Annotated in this window: 17 protein-coding genes and 1 tRNA gene; 5 read left to right on the top strand and 13 right to left on the bottom strand. The window is 46.8% G+C overall.

Annotated elements, in window-relative coordinates; all coding sequences use genetic code 11:
* Nucleotides 1-4: 4 nt before the first annotated feature.
* The 7 genes from LTAR_RS10430 to LTAR_RS10400 form a co-directional block, all read right to left on the bottom strand.
* Nucleotides 5-4,120 (bottom strand): chitobiase/beta-hexosaminidase C-terminal domain-containing protein, encoded by a 4,116-nt coding sequence (locus LTAR_RS10430; protein WP_062422183.1) that lies wholly within the window; start codon nucleotides 4,118-4,120, stop codon nucleotides 5-7.
* A 14-nt stretch (nucleotides 4,121-4,134) separates the two neighbouring features.
* A complete protein-coding gene (locus LTAR_RS10425) occupies nucleotides 4,135-4,614 on the bottom strand; it encodes a hypothetical protein (RefSeq protein WP_062422182.1) in 480 nt (159 codons plus the stop codon).
* Nucleotides 4,604-5,428, bottom strand: coding sequence for a DUF4007 family protein (locus tag LTAR_RS10420; RefSeq protein WP_062422181.1), 825 nt, complete (start codon nucleotides 5,426-5,428; stop codon nucleotides 4,604-4,606). Before LTAR_RS10420 ends, LTAR_RS10425 begins: the two co-directional genes overlap by 11 nt.
* On the bottom strand, nucleotides 5,425-6,228 hold the full coding sequence (locus LTAR_RS10415; RefSeq protein ID WP_062422180.1) for a hypothetical protein: 804 nt from the start codon (nucleotides 6,226-6,228) through the stop codon (nucleotides 5,425-5,427). Before LTAR_RS10415 ends, LTAR_RS10420 begins: the two co-directional genes overlap by 4 nt.
* Nucleotides 6,218-6,412, bottom strand: coding sequence for a helix-turn-helix domain-containing protein (locus LTAR_RS10410; protein ID WP_062422179.1), 195 nt, complete (start codon nucleotides 6,410-6,412; stop codon nucleotides 6,218-6,220). Before LTAR_RS10410 ends, LTAR_RS10415 begins: the two co-directional genes overlap by 11 nt.
* Nucleotides 6,413-6,595: 183 nt before the next feature.
* The gene (locus tag LTAR_RS10405; RefSeq protein WP_062531989.1) at nucleotides 6,596-7,009 is read right to left on the bottom strand and encodes a hypothetical protein; all 414 of its coding nucleotides are present in this window, start codon (nucleotides 7,007-7,009) and stop codon (nucleotides 6,596-6,598) included.
* A 123-nt stretch (nucleotides 7,010-7,132) separates the two neighbouring features.
* A complete protein-coding gene (locus LTAR_RS10400; RefSeq protein ID WP_062422177.1) occupies nucleotides 7,133-7,537 on the bottom strand; it encodes a helix-turn-helix transcriptional regulator in 405 nt (134 codons plus the stop codon).
* A gap of 356 nt (nucleotides 7,538-7,893) precedes the next feature.
* Here LTAR_RS10400 and LTAR_RS10395 point away from each other — a divergent pair, with 356 nt between their 5' ends.
* From LTAR_RS10395 to LTAR_RS10385, 3 genes are read left to right on the top strand one after another with little or no spacing between them, the layout of a single operon-like run.
* Nucleotides 7,894-8,388, top strand: a complete 495-nt coding sequence (locus LTAR_RS10395) for a hypothetical protein (protein WP_062422176.1) — start codon at nucleotides 7,894-7,896, stop codon at nucleotides 8,386-8,388.
* Between the two features lie 53 nt (nucleotides 8,389-8,441).
* Nucleotides 8,442-8,855, top strand: a complete 414-nt coding sequence (locus LTAR_RS10390) for a hypothetical protein (protein WP_062422175.1) — start codon at nucleotides 8,442-8,444, stop codon at nucleotides 8,853-8,855.
* Nucleotides 8,830-9,945, top strand: a complete 1,116-nt coding sequence (locus LTAR_RS10385; protein WP_062422174.1) for a tyrosine-type recombinase/integrase — start codon at nucleotides 8,830-8,832, stop codon at nucleotides 9,943-9,945. Before LTAR_RS10390 ends, LTAR_RS10385 begins: the two co-directional genes overlap by 26 nt.
* 8 nt (nucleotides 9,946-9,953) lie before the next feature.
* On the opposite strand, the gene LTAR_RS10380 is transcribed toward LTAR_RS10385, so the two are convergent.
* The 3 genes from LTAR_RS10380 to LTAR_RS10370 all read right to left on the bottom strand — a co-directional run bounded on the left by LTAR_RS10380 (nucleotide 9,954) and on the right by LTAR_RS10370 (nucleotide 11,928).
* The gene (locus tag LTAR_RS10380; RefSeq protein WP_158423425.1) at nucleotides 9,954-10,967 is read right to left on the bottom strand and encodes a tyrosine-type recombinase/integrase; all 1,014 of its coding nucleotides are present in this window, start codon (nucleotides 10,965-10,967) and stop codon (nucleotides 9,954-9,956) included.
* Nucleotides 10,968-11,057: 90 nt separating this feature from the next.
* Nucleotides 11,058-11,129, bottom strand: a tRNA-Met gene (locus tag LTAR_RS10375).
* Nucleotides 11,130-11,208: 79 nt separating this feature from the next.
* Nucleotides 11,209-11,928, bottom strand: coding sequence for an NBR1-Ig-like domain-containing protein (locus tag LTAR_RS10370; protein ID WP_158423424.1), 720 nt, complete (start codon nucleotides 11,926-11,928; stop codon nucleotides 11,209-11,211).
* Nucleotides 11,929-12,025: 97 nt separating this feature from the next.
* On the opposite strand from LTAR_RS10370, the gene LTAR_RS10365 reads away from it, so the two are divergent.
* Nucleotides 12,026-13,327 carry a beta-alanine-activating enzyme beta-propeller domain-containing protein gene (locus tag LTAR_RS10365; RefSeq protein WP_062422171.1) on the top strand — a complete coding sequence of 434 codons (1,302 nt, stop codon included), beginning with the start codon at nucleotides 12,026-12,028 and terminating at the stop codon, nucleotides 13,325-13,327.
* Here the strand turns inward: LTAR_RS10365 and LTAR_RS10360 are convergent.
* Both LTAR_RS10360 and LTAR_RS10355 read right to left on the bottom strand, forming a co-directional pair.
* Nucleotides 13,324-14,796, bottom strand: coding sequence for a 4Fe-4S binding protein (locus LTAR_RS10360; protein ID WP_062422170.1), 1,473 nt, complete (start codon nucleotides 14,794-14,796; stop codon nucleotides 13,324-13,326). The two genes, LTAR_RS10365 and LTAR_RS10360, sit on opposite strands and share 4 nt — an antisense overlap.
* The gene (locus tag LTAR_RS10355; RefSeq protein WP_062422169.1) at nucleotides 14,789-16,099 is read right to left on the bottom strand and encodes a DUF362 domain-containing protein; all 1,311 of its coding nucleotides are present in this window, start codon (nucleotides 16,097-16,099) and stop codon (nucleotides 14,789-14,791) included. Before LTAR_RS10355 ends, LTAR_RS10360 begins: the two co-directional genes overlap by 8 nt.
* Before the next feature lie 168 nt (nucleotides 16,100-16,267).
* Between LTAR_RS10355 and LTAR_RS10350 the strand changes: the two genes are divergently transcribed.
* Nucleotides 16,268-16,921 carry a CBS and ACT domain-containing protein gene (locus tag LTAR_RS10350; protein WP_062422168.1) on the top strand — a complete coding sequence of 218 codons (654 nt, stop codon included), beginning with the start codon at nucleotides 16,268-16,270 and terminating at the stop codon, nucleotides 16,919-16,921.
* 48 nt (nucleotides 16,922-16,969) lie between these two features.
* Here LTAR_RS10350 and LTAR_RS10345 read toward each other — a convergent pair whose 3' ends face one another.
* Complete coding sequence (locus LTAR_RS10345) at nucleotides 16,970-17,605, bottom strand: hypothetical protein (RefSeq protein ID WP_062422167.1); 636 nt, start codon at nucleotides 17,603-17,605, stop codon at nucleotides 16,970-16,972.
* Between the last annotated feature and the right edge of the window lie 16 nt (nucleotides 17,606-17,621).

Below are 17,621 nucleotides of genomic sequence, written 5' to 3'. Positions count from 1 at the left end.
TCGCTTATTTTTCAATCTCGTCTAAAGCGCGAAGAACAGCCTGGCGGAATTCGTTATCAGCATAAAGGCTCGATTCTGCCAATTCCGAAAGCATAGACAGAATGGTAATCCTGGCTGCTTCTTTGTTCTTCGGAAAAACAAAGGTGATCGTTTCGTCGAAGGCAGTTTTCTGCGCTGGCCGAACGATCTTATATTTCTCCAGTTCGTCAATTGCTTCAACTGTCTTTACTGCGGTGTAATTCCCTTTTTCATCCGCAACGACCAACTTGACTTTGCGGTTGCCCTTGATCGTCAAAATGTCTCCAGGGGTCAGTTTTTGCCGCTGTTTGCTGGAGGTAGGATCGGAACCATCTTCTGTATAATAAATGACTCCCTGGCCATCCTCAGTGTCTGCATGCAGCACGAGTTCACCCTGATAGGTGACCTGGTTGCCATGTTGGGACAGATCGTTCGTGAAATCCACTTTGAGCTGGCTGATTTGCGGCGCGTTGGTTTCGATATGTTTTTTGCCACTTTGAATTCGTTGAACCAACGTCGAAACGAAATTAGACATCCAGGTATCCACACTTCCCAGCGAATAAGCCTCTGGTAACGTCTTAAACAGCAGCTCGCGGATGTTGGCATACGCTGTAAATTTCACCAAAGGTTTGCTGTCGTTGTTGTGGTAAGTGCCAAAAGGATCCTTTTGGGTGCTGCTCAATCCGTTGTGCCAATTCTTGAAAGCATCCTGGATATCGACATCCAAATGAGAAGACGATCCAAAGATATCCGCCACCTGGCCCAAAATCTGTTCCTCCACGCTCGCTTGAATAGTCTCTGCTGTGCTTTTGAAAGCTTTCAAGTGAACTTCGATATGCGTGATTTTAACTGGGGTAAGGGTTTCACCCGGCACTTGACCGAGCATTTCCATCAGGTCATACTTGATGAACCGAAATGGGTCTTTGGTTTTTGCCTGGCTGAATATTTCAGCTAACGACTTTTCGTCCCCTGTATAAAAACCGAGGGAACGAGCAATGATCGGAAGACTACCCCACCAATTGACCGCGGCTTGATAAGCCTCACCAATCGTGTAAACTTTGCCTGCCGGCGCTGGTTGATTCGTGAATATTTGCGTGATTTTGCCAAAATATGTCTGATCCTCAGCGCTCACCGGTTCAAAAAGAATCACCGCAGAGGGATATTGACCCTGAACCAGGGCGAGCATATCGTCGGTGCTTGTAAATTGGATGTCCGTCAGATTATTGGGCTCGCGTTTAAAGCGTAAGCTGTCGCCATAGAACCGCCGGGCTAGCAATAGCATCAAAGAAACTGCAATTTCTCCTTGACCGTACTCCTCAAAGAACGGCTTGAGGAACGGCAAAAGGTTTGTCTGCCCTTTCCCTTCAAGTGCGGCGAGGTTTTCTAGAAGTTTTGCGTAAGCCGGCAAGGCTGTACGGAATTTATTGATATCCTTTTCAGCCTCTAAATAGCGTGTATCTCCCTCAACGGTTAACACTCTCAGAGCCTGGTGATCTACAAAGCACTTGCGTAGATATTTCGTTCCACCGCGGTTATCCGGCCAGGACCAATTGACCCGGATGGGTTGTGAGAGGTCGCAAAGTATATCCCCAGCTTCTTTGAATATGGCGCGGACTTGACCAGATAAGTTGATATGTGCCTTGTTAAATTCGTTGTGGCCAAAAGTGTTGCGTTTACTTCCATAAAGCTCGAGAATCATCCTGTTTGCGGCATCGTGGCGCTTACTTTCTTGCACCGGCACCTCGACCCCATTCACACCAAACCAATATACTTTTGCATTGGTAAAATAATCCGTTTTAGCATCAGTCAGGGCTTTGGCAGCATCGTCGCGAATTTTCTTCTCTTCCGCTTTTTCGTAAGGGCTAAAACTCTGTGACTGTTTCTTGAACCAATCGCTCTCGAGAGCTTTCAACGTGAAAATCGCATCGTAGACGCTAATTGGATTACGGGGAATAGCCACCATTACGCGCTGTTGATTGTTTTGAGCAACAGTTTTTTTCGCAGCATCGATGTCGTTTTCATTTTCACTATAGACGAAAACTGCGGCTCCTTCATAACCATTGGTCACACCAGCCGTCTGTAAGCGTTCTTGCTCTAACGCCGCAAAGAATGAAATTGAATTTCCATTAATGCTGCGTTTTTCGGTAAGCATGGATGGTGTAGCAAAAAGCACCTTCAAGCGCTTGTCCTCGCTGAATGAAGCATTGTAATCTTTAGCCTCAAGATACACCTCATCGCCCCGTAATGGGTTTAGCTCTAAAAAGTTCTGTAACAAATTTGTAGGACGGTTATCTGGATTGGACTTGAATTGATCCACAAGCCGCTGAACGTCTTTGCGGTCGCCGCGCACTAATTCATATACGCCGTGGTTATTGAATAGAATGCCGGCTTCACATAAAAGTTTCAGACGATCTTCGACCTGAGTTTTCTCGTCAGGAGCAACAAATTCCAAAGCGAACTCAATATTCTGAGCAGTATTGGCAATCGCTACATCCGATGTACTGGCAATTTCATTGACCAGCATCACCTTGATGATGCGCAGCATGAGTTCATCTGCTTCCTCAAATAACTGCTGCTGCGATTTACGGGCTAAATAGGCATTTAATTCCCGAATGGTCGCCTCATAATTAATAACTGCATTTTTTACACGGTCAACCAGACGGCTGTTGGTGGCTTTCAGGCTTTCTTTGAAATAATCCACCAGCAAATCGGCTGTATACAATGCCAGTTTGCTTTGATTTACAATTTCATTGTTTTCCAAGAACCAGGGATAAGAGTTGGGCTGTACATTGACCCACCCTTGCTCACCCGTTTCAAATTCAGGAGCAAAAAACTTAAATACAGATCGGTTATCAGAACCGGCTTCACCGGCAAGTCGAAGGAGTGCAAAAGTTGCCAGCGGGTGCATGGGATAGATGTTCTGAATGATATTGTTCTTTATCTTTGGCGCCGGCAGCCAATTGAATAAATGCAGTCGATTACACTCACTGGAGAACCAGGTGAATTTACCGGATTGCGATTGGACTTGTTGCATCCACTCTGGTGAATCTTTTTTCGGTTGGACGATTGCGGCAATAATGTCTTCCATCCCTTGCGTTTGCAGGCCAATTTCAGAGACCCGCGCCTCTAACGTCTCTGCATTCAAGTCCCCAATCTGGCCGTGATTGCGGAAAGCTTTATGACCGGTACCAATAAAGACGACTGTTCCCCCTTTGTCGAGAGTAGAATTGGCGCAGTATTGAGCAAAGTCAAGTAAAGTCGTGTAATTGACCAGGTTGGCGTCGATGGCCGCGCCAAATTCATCATACAGGAACACGATACCCTTGTAACGTTCCTTGAATTCGGGATTTTTCAAGAAATCCGAAATAATGTCACGAAGATTGTCTTTCTTATATGCAAATTCCGAATCAGTAACCGACTGGAAGCAGCTCTTGAATGCTTTTAGCGCTTGCTCATCATACTTTTCCAAACCATCGATCAGATCATTGACAGTCCAATCTGGATATAAGCGACTGATAACAGCTTCAAGATCCGAGAAAAAACGCGTTTCATTCCGTCGCGATTCCCAATCTTTGATCCGACGTAAAGCCTCTCGGTAATGGCTATCCAAAAGGATATTCGATTCATCCTTCTGCAAAGCCTCTTCCAAGGCCCTTAAAACTGCGCCTTCGAAATCAAGATTTAAACTATAGCGGCAAAGTGCAACCAGAAAGCGACCTGATTTACGGGCTTCCTTTAGCGAAGCAGCCTTTCTTTCCTTGAGCGACTCTCCCGGTTTCAGAAGGACTTCGTTTTGGGCGGTTTCATAATTCTTGAAAAACGCTTCTATTTCAGGAAGATCACTTGGATTGGCAAAATAATTTGCGAACATTAACAGTAAATGGGACTTACCAGTACCATAACTACCTGAAAGGAAATAGAATCGGCGATCTAAAGGGTTGAGTACATTGGCAATTTTTTCAAAAACCTGTCGATGAGCGGCGATCGGCTTATAACGCTCCATACGGCCGCGATTTTTTACCAGGTCGTAGTAATCCTCATACAGATCGACGTAACTGGTGTACCCACTGTTTATTTGTACGATGTCTCGAATCTTGGTCATAGTGAAGAACTCCCCTATCCTATATCATTGAAATCATGCAACCGGAATATGCGACTTTGGTCTTTCGAATCGAGTATTTTCAACGCCTCAATTTCTTGTGACGTTTGCAACCCGATGATGAGTTTAGCTTTCATGCCATCTTTATAACTATCCCATTGGTTGTTGATAAATCGGAAAAAATCCTGCCGTTCCGATTTGCGCCAGGTATCCAGCAAAAAGTCAGCTCGATCAACGACAAGCAATGACCGGCCCTGGCTTTGTTCAATCAACAAGCCCCTGAATTTCTCAGGACTGAAACGATCGATACTCTCACTTAGAGCTGGGGACTGAATAAAAAATTCCAATAAATCCAAGTACTTTCCATTCGCTTGTTTACAAAGCTTCTGGAAAAATAAAGACATAGAAGGGCTCTTTTCTGGAACCGTATGTATAACAACCGCCCGATAACGTTCTTGTTCCAGATGACTTATGGCGTCGAACACGCTAATTGGCATTTTTTCCCCCATATATTCGTCCTAATACATCTTCTTGCGTCAATGTATCCGATAATCGCACTTGATCGAGGTTGGCTAATTGCTCTAACCGAACCAAACCAGCGTTATGTAGGTTCCCTAATATCGTTCGCACCTGGTACTCGGGTAAGTTAATGACTCTACCGGGACTGTTTTCAGCCAGGCATACATCTTCAGTATTCACTGCTGAAGATCCCGGTGAATATTTGTCGCGATAATAAAGTAAACAGAAAAGGAAAGCCAGATTTGGTATTTCTATTGGATTGGATTTAATAAAATTGCCTGTTCCTTCTACCCCAAGAATTCCCAAACGAGACAATTCACTTCGTGAATAAGCAGCAAAGACCGATCCAACCTCTTTCGGTAATTTTTCGGATATGGTTCTTTCGGAAAAATGAATGGCAAGGTCTGAGAAATACTGGGTGCTTATTTGTTCGACCGAATAATGATCCTGAGACGGGAGTACCGTATTGATAATTCTATGCCACACAACCCATTCTGGATTGCTCGATACGATGTAGTGAATGATCCAAAGGGTTTCTTCTTTATCGAAATATGGATCGGCTTGTATAATGGCTTTCCCAAAAGGGGTAAGTGTAGTGACTCGCGGATGCACTAATCCAAATCCGGTCATCATACTGATCAAATTCTCAACTTGATTTTCGGGAATACCTAAGGAGGTGACAATCTCTAGCCGAGATATCTTTTTCTTATCTCCTTGCAAAAGAAGGTATTGAAGGATGCGAGAGATTTGGTCAAAACGAGGCCGGTAGCCGTTTGTGAGTTGAAGTTTCATAAATCTACCTTTGAGAGGATGACTTCAGCTATTGCATTTCCTAAAACCAGTCCTTCCCCAGATACTGAATGATCATTCTCGGGAATTCGAAAGCAGGGTTTGGCTTCCAAATGTAAAGCAGCAACTTTCCTTTTCCCTGCTTGAATTAATGAGGTGGTCTCTAATGCCGGAAGGGTCAAAGTAGTATCTGCTTCATTTTCTCTGCAGATACTCTTCGCATTTTTTGAACTTGCTTCAATTTGAGCGGATAAGGAATAGTGGTAATTCAACTGTGACGCCAAACGTCGACCAAAATCTAAAGCATTGGAGAATGTATTAGCGCCAGCTGAGATTTCGATGTCTTGCTTCCGTTTATCGCCGGCACCGTGACACTCAAAAAGCAAATTTGTCTCCTCAGAAAAAACCTCCTCACAATAAGCGCTATTCGTATCCTTATTTGGATCGTGATCGGTAGCATGGGTGGCAATGACAATCTTGCAAGGAATACTTTGCTCACACAGTTTGGAGAAAGTTACTAATGCAAAAGAAGCAGCATTTTCATCAGAGTCGCGACCTTTCCTGCCATGTTGGTTTGTCCAATTTTCGGCAATTACCGATTCACCAATCGCTGCCTGATGAGGAACGCCAATGACAACTCGAAAAGGCGGTTCTCCATTTTTAAGAATTACCAAAGTGTCTTTAGATTCTAGCAAGCCTAATAGCTCAGACGGATAAATTAAAGAAGTGCTTTGTTCCCAAATTTGGCCGGTATAGATTTTGGTTTGCATATTTTTGATTATTGAGTCCCCATTATTTTTCATCAGCCGGCTCGTTTTTACTTTCTTGGTCTTTGATCCATTTTTGGATTGTATCTTTACGAAAACGCCAATGTTTTCCAACTTTGAAACCAGGTAATCGTTTATCTTGAACTAATTTGTAGACCGTTGATAGCGGGAGACGTAAATACTCTGCTACTTCCTCGGCTGTTAGGAATTCGGAGTCCATTTGACCCTCCCAAATAAATTATTTTTTCACAGTTGGTTGAGTTTATTATAGCATTACGATTGTTGACGTCAAACAAAAATGCCAGTGAATTGGTCATAAAATAAAAGACGCATCAAAATCGGATGCGTCCTATCTTTGTAACCTTGCTTTTAGTTCCCCTTCCCTGTATTCAAAGCCAAAACTCTAATTCCCAGAAACAGCAAATCCCCATTTGTCAAAAGTTTTAGCGATAATCGCCTTTGCTTCATCGGATTGGGGCGATATCCTATTATTCTTTATCTCTACATCAGCTTCCCAAAGGGCATGGGCAGCTTTACTGCGTAACTCCCCTGCAAGATTTGAAAACGATACGTACGCCTGTAGGATTTCTTTATCAGGTTCAGGCAGACCCAACACCTTGTAAACCTTAACGCTAAACATCCCGGCGATGCTCAAAACTTCGCCATTTTGAGGGGTCGATTCTCCGTGCATCCAGGATAATACAGTCTCGGGCGTGTACCCTAATAGAGAACAAAAAGCCAGGAAATCTTCTTCACCTGGCCGAGTTTTATTCCATCGCCTATATTCTTGCGTGAACCAGTCCGGGAAATTGGACATAATCATTGTTTAGGTGTTCGAGGTTGATGCGGATAATGAAAATTTTGTTCTTCTTTAATCATAGTATATTTTTTCGTTTATAGCAATAATCTCTTGCACAAAAACATTGTGGTATTTATGGGATCAACACAAGACCGGTGGGGGGATTTGATATGGGTTGCACAGGCGTAGGTAGCCAGCTCTGGCCATTAATTGATCTCTGCTATTCGTTTGGAATTTTGCTTCCAGATTGTCTAAATGTTTCCTTACCGTTCTGACCTTAATCTTCATTTTTACGGCAATTTGATCCGGCGAGAATCCATAAGCCAAATACTGAAGTACTTCGCTTTCCCTCAACGATAATTTTGGAGCCTGAATCTCTGCGGGAAGGGGCTCTTTGGCAGTGATCGTAAATTCCGAACCACGGTATTCAACAACCGATCTATAAGGATCCGATAACGGAGGTAGATAATTCTCATCACCTTGTATACCCCCAGCGTTGATTTTGAGAATATCGCCTTCTTCATTGTTAACCTTGATGAACGCCATTGAAAAAATCCTCCCCTATGGATGATTTATCCTGTGGCTCTTAAAACACAGATTCCTCGGCTCGGAGTAGACAGCTTACGAGTAGAGGAAAATGGATAGTGGGTGTAACGGAGTTTATGTGTTGATACGATCATTTCAGGATGATATGTGTAAGGTTGGTAACGGTGTTTTTGCTGTTCGATTTAATATAGAACAAACGTGCTATTTCATTATAGGGTACATTTTACGATTATGCAAGCAGTCCTAACCAATAATCTCAGAAAAAATGGATAAAAAATAGGTGTCAATATTAACACCTTGAGCAGGGTATTTCCGGATGCTATGCTAATCACAACGACGTGAGACAAGGAGTACGAATGACCTGCTATTTAGATATACACACAAAAAAACAAAACCGGCGGCTGTATGACCAGGTAGTAACTTTACAGGAAGACCTATCCCGTTTATCCGAAATTGTGACTTACCTAGCCGGATTATCGGATGAAGCATCGGCTGCCTTTGATATTTCAGACCAATTGGATTCCATTCACCACTGCCTGAATCGTTTTGAGGCGCGCTGCCTGGCGATCCAGGTCGCGGCCTACGAAAATGAATTCGTTGAACCATACATTGATGAAGAAATCAGCGCTGAACTCGTCTTCCCCAATCATCGCTGGGACGATGTTCGCAAAGATGCCAGACGTGCCAATAAACTGGCCAACCAGTTGACCCTGACCCTCACCAAGATTCGAACGGGCATGGGTGGATTGCAGTCGCTGTCTCCGGCTCCCGAAGATATCGAACAGATCAATCGGGTCGTGTCCAATGCCGTTTATGGATTGACCTCGGAATGGAATGGCAATCCGGGGTAACGTCCTACCGACATTATTAACAGACTTAGTTTTATTGATTGGAGAATCGTTGGATGGAATCACCAAGTAGAATGAAAATCCCCCACCTCGTCATCGTCCGCGCCCCTGGCCTACTGCCCATGCTCTACACCCTGCGTGAGTTGGGTGAGGAATTGGGCATCCCGGATAGCACCTTGCGGGATTGGCTTGTGGCCGGCGCACCGCACCAACGGGATAGCCGGGATCACTTGTGGGTTAATGGCGAAAGTTTTGCCGCCTGGGTTAAGGCCCAGCAAAAGCCAAGAACGCATCGCAAGTTGACAGCCGGTGAGGGGTATTGCATGCATTGCAATCAAATCACCCAGCTCCAGTCACCCGAAGTACGCCATATCAAAGGTAAGTTAATCCATATAAGAGGAAAGTGCCCTCAATGTGGGCATATCATCAATCGCGGAGATCGGTATGATCGAACGACAGAATTATCTTAAGACTCGCAAACATCTTACCTATCTCCAGGAAGTGATGCAACTGAACCCGGCATCCTTGGATCGCTACCGCTTTTATTTGCGCCATTTACTTCTTTGGGCGGGGGAGAAAGATTTTAAAACAGTCCAGGACATTCGCCCAACCCTTCCCAGTTACCTGGCAAGTTTGCCGGGAAAAGATGGAAAAGGTACTCTGGCAGGATGCACCCAAAAGAAAATTCTGGACACCAGCAAGCGCTTTTTTCGCTGGGCAAAGGCAACCTATCCACGCGAACTGAATAACTTGCCGTTGGCCTGGATCGATACGCTCAGAATGATCCGCCAGCCCCAGGTTACCACAGAGAATGTGTTTGTATCCGAGGAAGAAGTAAGGCAATTAATCGCATACCCTGCCGCACAGGATGACCTGGCGCTATTGCGAGATCAGGCTGCTGCAGCCCTTCTGTTCCTCTCCGGAATGCGCGGCAGCGCCTTTGTGACCCTACCCATCTCAGCTCTTGATCTTGAAAACCTGACCGTTCGCCAGTGGCCGGAGCTGGGCGTCCATACCAAAAACAGCAAGAAAGCTACCACCTTCCTTTTAAATATTCCAGACCTGCTTGTATCCGTACGCCGTTGGGATGCGATTGTCCGACCCGCTCTGCCATCGACTACCCCCTGGTATGCGCCCATCGAACACTATTGGGGAGAACAAAGCCTTTCTAATGAAGAGCCTGGTAAATGCCGCTTGAACGGGCTGGAAAAACGCTTGAAATTATTGTTCTCCCTGGCGAAATTGGATTTTAAGTCGCCGCATAAATTCCGGCATGGACACGCAGTTTTCGGTTTACTGCACGCTCAGACGATGGCCGACTATAAAGCCGTTTCCATGAACCTGATGCACGATAGCATCGAAATCACCGACAGCACCTACGCGCCTATGTTGTCCTCGGATGTTCAGGACCGTATCGCTGGGCTGTCAGGTAGGGCAGTGTCCAGGCCGGATGATAAGGTACCTCTTGCAGGAGATGAAGTTGAAGTCTACCTCAGCAGTTTAGGCAAAGAAAGCCTGGGCCGTGCCCTGGTCTTCATTGCCGGGAAATTGACCCAATGAACAGCCGGTTACAGTCTCCAATTATCCACTGGGCTGGCCTTACGATGCGCGTTCTCCACGTCTACCTCTGCAATTTGGGCATAGTGGCGCACCATATCCAACGAGCCATGTCCCAGCAGCGATTGAAGCGTGAAGACATCCCCACCCGAACGCAAATAGGTGATGGCGAAGGTGTGGCGAAATTTATGTGGATGAACATGAGCAATCTCAGCTCGTTCACCCAAACGCCGGATCAGGATGCGCAGGCTGTTGCGGTTAAATGGGCGGTCACCAGCGCTGATGAAGAGGGGAGCCTTGGGATCATCTCCATCTTCCCGGGTAGCCAGGTAGCGCCAGACAGCTTTGCGGGCAACTTTACCCAGGTAAGTGACCCGGCCTTTTCCACCCTTTGCACCGCCGCTAATCCCGTGGCGGATATTCACTTTACCGGTTTTCAAATCCACGTCCTCGACGGTCAGCGAGCAAAGTTCGGTGGCACGCAGACCAGTGTCCAGCAAGGTCAAGACAATGGCCTGGTCACGGTTGGCGCTGGGTCGACGCATGACAAAAGCCTTCCGGTCATCCGTCTGAGCTTCACGCGAGTAGACGCAGGCCTTGATCAGCTTTTCAATGTCCTCTTTGGAAAAAGTCTGAATGATATGCTGCGGAAACTTGGGCGGGGTGATGTCGACAAAGGGGCTGGGGATTTTGAACTCTTTGTGCAACCAGGTGTAGAAAGATCGCAAGGCAATGTAGACGTTGCGCAGCGATTTGGCCGAGAGGGGATCTTTGTTCCCGTTCCATCGTCGCGGTTTGTACTCGGTACGCATCCAGGCGATGTAATTGGTGAGATCGGACGCCGTGACTTTGGCAACATCCTGATCTCCGACATGTTCCATCCATTGGTTTAGATAGAATTCATAGGAGTCGATCGTGCGTTTACTTAACCCCTCTGCTACCTTAAATTTCATGAAGCCATCGATGGCTTTGGATATGGGAATGGAAATCCGTTTTTTTGACGAGCTTAGAGTACTGCGGTTCATTGAAAAATCCTCCGATTCTGAGAAAAATTCAACCGCAGTACGCCGGGTTAACGAAAAACCAGAGTACATAGTACTCTGGTTCCTTCCTAGTAGCGGGGAGTGGATTCGAACCACTGACCTCCGGGTTATGAGCCCGACGAGCTGCCTCTGCTCTACCCCGCATCGTGTGTCCGATTAATATACCATGTCCATTGCAGACCGTCAAGCAAAAAAAGCGCCGGTTTATCCGGCGCTTTTTTACTTATTTGACTACGATCATCACGTAAACTTCACCGTTTGCTACGGCCAGCCCTGACTGGGTGGTTAAAACCCAGTGGGTTGTATATTTTTTGCCTGGAGTTCCCGGAGCATGCTGGTCAATATTGAAGATGGCTTTTTCACCTGGTTTGACTGCTTTTTTCAGAGGAACCGAAGTGACACCAGACATTTGATCTCCATAGGCGAATTTCAGCGTGTAGTCTGTGGTCCATGTTACACTACCCACATTCTTCAGACCGACTTCAATCTGGAAAAATTCACCCGGCGCAAATACAGTGCCGTCGGCAGGAATACTGTACTGGAATTGAGCGACATCACCAGCCTGAAAACCTTCAACAGCTGAACCGGCACGGGTTGGTGCGAGATTGGGGTTCAAATTGTTGGCAACAGTTGGAAGTGCAGTAGCCAGGGCATTTCCGCCAAACGGGGCAGTTGGCTGCTGGGCAACTTCCTGGGTGGGAGCTTCTGTCGGAACAGGTGGAGTTGTAGGAGAGGGCTCAGGTGTGTTGGTTGGTGGAACGGCTGTCGGATTAGCCGCTGCTGCCTGAGTTAATTGAGCCTGAACAGTAGCTGCTGCCATCGTATACACGGCTCCAGGATCTGATGTTGGAGTAGCAGGAGCAGCAGCACCACAGGCAGATAGGAGCAATCCTGAAATTGTTCCAATGATGGCAATGGTGCCAGTGATTTTAATCGTTTTCATCTTCTCTGACCTTTTCTTCACAATGGGTTCTGGCATCGATTATAACAGCTATTTTTGACGAAAAAATCGGTTCCATACTATCATTAAATAGATAAAGATGAATAACCTCTCTAAAATCTTCTCCGTCGTAGTGATATTGGCCTGGCTGACAGCCTGCTCGCCTTTTCTTTTTCAAACGGATTCCCAGCGTTTGGAATATGAAGCTGACAGGCTTCTGGCGGATGATCGCGTCAGCGAAGCACTTCTGGCATATCGCCAATCAATTGATTCAGATCCTTTGAATTTTTCGGCCACAAGAAAATTGATCCCTCTTTATCAAAAACAGGGCCGATTGCGTGAGGCGTATTACTTGTTTCAGCTAATCCCTGAGGCAGATCGAAATGCTCTGAAAATTGAGCCTGCCGATCTTTCACCGGGAGAGTCGGAAAACGTGAAACTGGACTGGATCCAGATGCTCAACCATGAAGAACCAGTCGGACTGACGGCTGATGAACAGGCTGTGGTAGTCTCTTATCGCGCAGGGCATGTAGCTCTCGTGGATATAACAAATGGATCGATTCTCTGGTCCATCTCCACAGAAAAGGTTATCACATCACCGCCATCGTTGACGTCATCCGCTGTTTTTGTGGGCTGTGAATCGGGGGCGCTGACCGCATTGCGCCGTTCTGATGGGAAAATAATTTGGGAAACTCATCTGAAGGGCGCCATATATGCCAGTCCGGTTGCAAAAAACGGCTTACTGTACGTCGGTTCATATGAAGGTCAACTGGCTGCCATTGATCTGGCGAATGGTTCTGTCCGTTGGCAGGCGGATGCCGAAAGCCCCATTCTCGCTCCTGTGGCTGTTGATGGGGAAACGCTGTATGTTGCAACCACGGCTGGAACTGTCCATTCGTTAAATCGAAACACAGGTGAAGCGCTATGGATAAAACCTGCCCGTCTTCCTGGCAGCCTTGAAGCTCAACCGGTTGTTGTGTCAGACCGGATACTTGTGGCAACCAATGACAGCCGGGTGTATGCCCTGGCATTGAATGGCAAGGATTACTTCTGGCAGTTTTCCATGTCTGATAGCATTTATTCAAATCCCGTAGTGGATAATGACAGGGCATATATTTTTTCCATTGGCCAGTCAGCCGCTGCGGTTGATCTTAAGTCAGGAGAAAAGCTCTGGCAGGTAGAAATTCCCGTTCCGGTGCGCAGCACTCCGGTTTTAATTAATGAACAGCTTTACTTCTCGGGCATTTCGCAGTCCAATTTATATGTAATGGATACGGCCGCCGGGCAGATTAAAACAGTAATCAATACAGGCGATTGGATCGCGGCTGGCCCGATGAAATCCGGAAAGCACCTGCTATTAGCCGGAAAAGACGGCGCTTTACTTTCGTATAGAATTAATTAGAGCGGGTAAACTTTGATGGCACTTCCTGGAACAGGGCAGCCGCTTTCGCATCGGCCGCAACCTGTACATTTTTCCGCATTTACAATAACACGTCCATTTTCTGATTTGGCTGCGTCCGATAGGCAGGCTTCAACACAAACCAGACATTTCACACCCTGGTCCCAGGCAAGGCACGTGTTATGGTTGACCCGGGCGATTCCGGTTTTCATTTTATGTACCGGTATCGATCGAATGGCACCCACCGGGCAAACCTGGGCGCATAATTGAGGGCAGCTTGGATTGAAAGAACAGGCACCCTGTCGGGGTGACAGATATGGTGTGCCAATGGAAGTTAATCCGCCTTCGAAAAGCGCCGGACGAAGCGCCTGACTCGGGCAGATGCGAATGCATTCCTGGCAGGAAATACATGTTTGAGTGAACTGTGCTTCAGGTAGTGCACCCGGTGGGCGAACCAGTCCAGTTTGAGGCCTGAGTAAATTCAAGGCAGGTGCGGCGGCCAATCCCACGCCGCCAGCCGCCACCAGTTCCAGAACTCTCCGACGGGAAATGGTTCCAGGCACCATACTGCCTGTCTCTTCATATGAACCTGTTATAGGCTGATCCTTCATCCCATCGGTCGGTGGGATTTTTTTCCATCGAGAAGAAGCCAGCTTTCCAAAACCAAATGAGATCCCCTGGTTCGGGCAGGCGGCTTCGCAATCCAGGCAAAAGGTGCAATCGGCATATCGTGTTTCGTGAGGTTCAGGACCTATCGCCCGCATGGGGCACATATTCCGGCATTCTCCGCAATATGTGCAGTCATTGGTCACCCTGCGATTCATCAGACTGAAATGTGCCGGCAGGCTGATCAATGCGCCAAACGGGCACACGTTTCTACACCAAAACCTCGGTTGAAGAAATTCCAGAATCACAATGACAGCGAAGAGGAGAAAGCCAGTAAAGGGCAATATGCGTAAATTTGACAGATCAAAGATGGCAAGATTGGTGATAATGGCAGAGACTGTTCGGTTGAAAATAACCAGCGGGTCCAGCCATCCGGTAAACTGAAGTGACAGGAATGCTGCAACAAGAACGAATACCAGTATCCTGAACCGTAATCGGCTGTTCTTAGCAGATGGTCTGACAGTTTTTTTTCGCTGCCAGAAAAACAAAGGCCTGATCCAATCCAGAATTGTCCCTATCGGGCAAATCCAACCACAGAACGAGCGACCCAGAACCCATGATCCGGCTGCCACAAACAGGGCGGCTCCGGCAACAATCCAGGCAAATTCACCATGCAGGGCTTTTGACCCATTCAATAGAACATCAAAAGGCAGTAACCATGAGGTCATTGGCTGTGTTTCTTTTCCATACAATCGGTGGAGGAGAACCGGCAGCCAGGGGAAAAGAAACAGAAGCAGAAACCCGGTTTGAACCAACCTTCGTCCGATCCTTACTCGACCGATGGTGTTCTTCGGAACATTACTCATCAAAAGGCTGATCCTTATTGTCGGGTGCGTTGGATTTCGGTTTTTTCCTGGATGCTACCAATCCGGCACCGACCAGCACCAGAGACGCCGGGATCAGAGCTTTATCCAACAAGGTATTGGGATTGGCTGCCGTCTGGCAATTTGGACTGGCCGCAATCTGGATTGGAGTGTTTGAGGGTACTTCAACTTCTGGCAGAGGAATACCGGTTGGATTGGTGCGCAATTCACCCGGTTGGTCATCTGGTTTGGTTGATAATTCTTCTGTGGGGACAGCTTCCGGTTCTTTGACAGGTACTTCACCCACATTAAAAATTTTGAATTTACCGCTGGTCTTTGCCGCTTCAATTTCAAGATCGCCGATACCCCAGTCGGCGGCGTTTTTCAAATGAGCCAGTTCGGCGGGATTGATGTCATAAAATGTGCTGCATGCATACGCATCAATCAAAACGGGATCTACACCGGCAATAATCTGATTCCTTCGCTTCACCACATACGGATTGGTCTCCACCGTTTCGGGTCCGCCACAGGTGACATAATCACCATAGGCAGTGCGAATATACAGGGCTTCGAGAATATGAAGGTCAGCTTTAATCTGTGACGGTGTATTGATATCAGCGATACCTTTATGAAGATTGGTATGCAGGCCAGATGGTGATTGTAAAAAGCCCATCATGTGCTTCAATGAAAGCGTCATTCGGGTTACACTGTGGCTCTTTGCCAGCCCCATATTAATACGCACATCGGCTTCCACAGCGGCTTTTATTACCCCTATTTTTTTAAAGGCATGACCTTGCGGCAGCTCAATGGTGGTATACGTTTCTTTTGGCGCCAGATACCGGTCTGGAAAAAGCCCTTCCACTCCGGTTTCTTCCACCACTGTCCCCAGAAGATTGGCCTTAAGAGCCTGTGCTGTTCCAGGTTCAACCGAGCAGTGATCCATAACGATAATCCTTGATGCACCTGCTTCTTTCACCTGCTCAATTAATGCCCGCAAGAGATCTGGGTCAGTAGACGAGGCTGTGTGTGGGGCAAATGCCCAGGTGGCATTTGGTTTTATTGCTACTACCTGTCCAGATTTAACAAACCGCTTTATTCCACCCAGACCATCCAGCGCGGTTTCTAAAATTTCTGCAGGGGTATGCAGGTCAGATCCTTTTGCTGCCACAGCCTGTGGAAGAGTCTCTTGTTCGGGTGCAGGATTGGGGAGATGTGAAAGGTCAACCACCCGACCTATGGAAACGGCACCCAAAAGACTGAGACTGCCTTTAATAAATTCCCGACGGGTTATTGTATTTTGTGTCATTCTGCTCCATTATTTTCCTGGTAGAGCCTGAAACACAACCTCCGGGATACAGGCTTAAAAATCTATAATAAAGATTATATCCATTCAAGCGATTCCAATCAATTTCATATAAACTCAATGTAATATACAATGTTAGTAATTCAATATCCGAAACAAAAGGAGATTGCCATGTTCGTAGGATCCCGCATGAAACACCCTGTGATCACAATAGGTCCAAAAACGTCTCTTGATGAAGCCCTGTCCCTGATGACCAAAGAGCACATCCGCCGACTTCCGGTGGTTGATCAAACAGGGAACCTTGTGGGCATCGTAACGGAATTGGATTTGCTCAAAGCTTCTCCTTCCGCGGCTACCTCCCTGAGTGTCTGGGAAATCAAATCCCTGTTAAGCTCTTTCCCGATTGAAAAAATCATGACCCGTGATGTTTTCACGGTGACGGAAGATATGCCATTGGAAGAAGCCGCCCGTATTATGTCTGACCATAAAATTGGTGGGATGCCGGTTGTCCGCGGTGAGAGTGTTGTTGGTATTATCACGGAAACGGATATCTTTAAAGCTTTCCTTGAGGTATTTGGCGCCCGTGAAGCCGGCCTGCGTCTGACTGTTGAAACGGCCAAAGGTCCCGGTATTATTGCCAGGCTGTCGCAGGCGATTTATGAAAATGGCGGAAATATACTCTCTATGGGTTCCTTCCTCGGTGAAGATAGCAAGACATCACAATTGGTCATGCGAATAGAGGGCGTGGAAGAAAAACAATTATTGAAGGCGATCAAACCATATGTCACCCGGGTGGTGGACTCGCGCTACTGTGCCGGATGCTGATGATAGATGAAAGACGGCCGGGTTTTGAATTGAACCCGGCCGTCTTCTTTATGACGATATTCTGTCGGTATTCTTAATTAGCTTTCTTACTCTTGCCAGACCAGTTCCGTTTAGATCTGTCAACCGGCTTTGCAGCACCCGGATATAGTCCGCTTTGTTGATGGAATCTACGGAAGCAAAAATATGTTCTGCATGTTGAGGCACCGATTTCGGCCGGCAGGTACTTAAATGCTCGATCAAGAATGGAAATACCGCCGACCGATAATCTGAACTGGCCGATCCGATTAATGCGAGTGTTTTAATCCCGTTATCTGTGGTGATCACAGAACCTTCGCGGGTGGTTTTGATGATCAAATCGATATGAGGAAAAAGAGTATCTGCTTTTTGAGCGGCAATTGTGGTCAGTGAGATCATCGCTCCCCAGACCATACGATTGTTTTTTGAACGCAGCAACTTGAGGAATTCATCGGCGTAGTCTTCAATGAAAGTCGGGGCAATCATTCCAATTTCATACAGCGTCTTCAGGCAATCGCTGGCAACATCAGAATTCCGGTCATGCAGATGATCTGCCAATTCTTTTATTCCAGCTGTATCCTGACTGGCAACCAGCTTTTTGGCCAGCTGCTGATTGGGTATCTCGTCACGCCGCCCCATCGCAATCGCGATTTCCTCTAAAGCCGTCATGATTCTCCTATCTTCA

Source organism: Leptolinea tardivitalis (assembly GCF_001050275.1).
In the GTDB taxonomy this organism is placed as follows: domain Bacteria; phylum Chloroflexota; class Anaerolineae; order Anaerolineales; family Anaerolineaceae; genus Leptolinea; species Leptolinea tardivitalis.
This window is presented reverse-complemented; position numbering and strand designations above follow the sequence as displayed.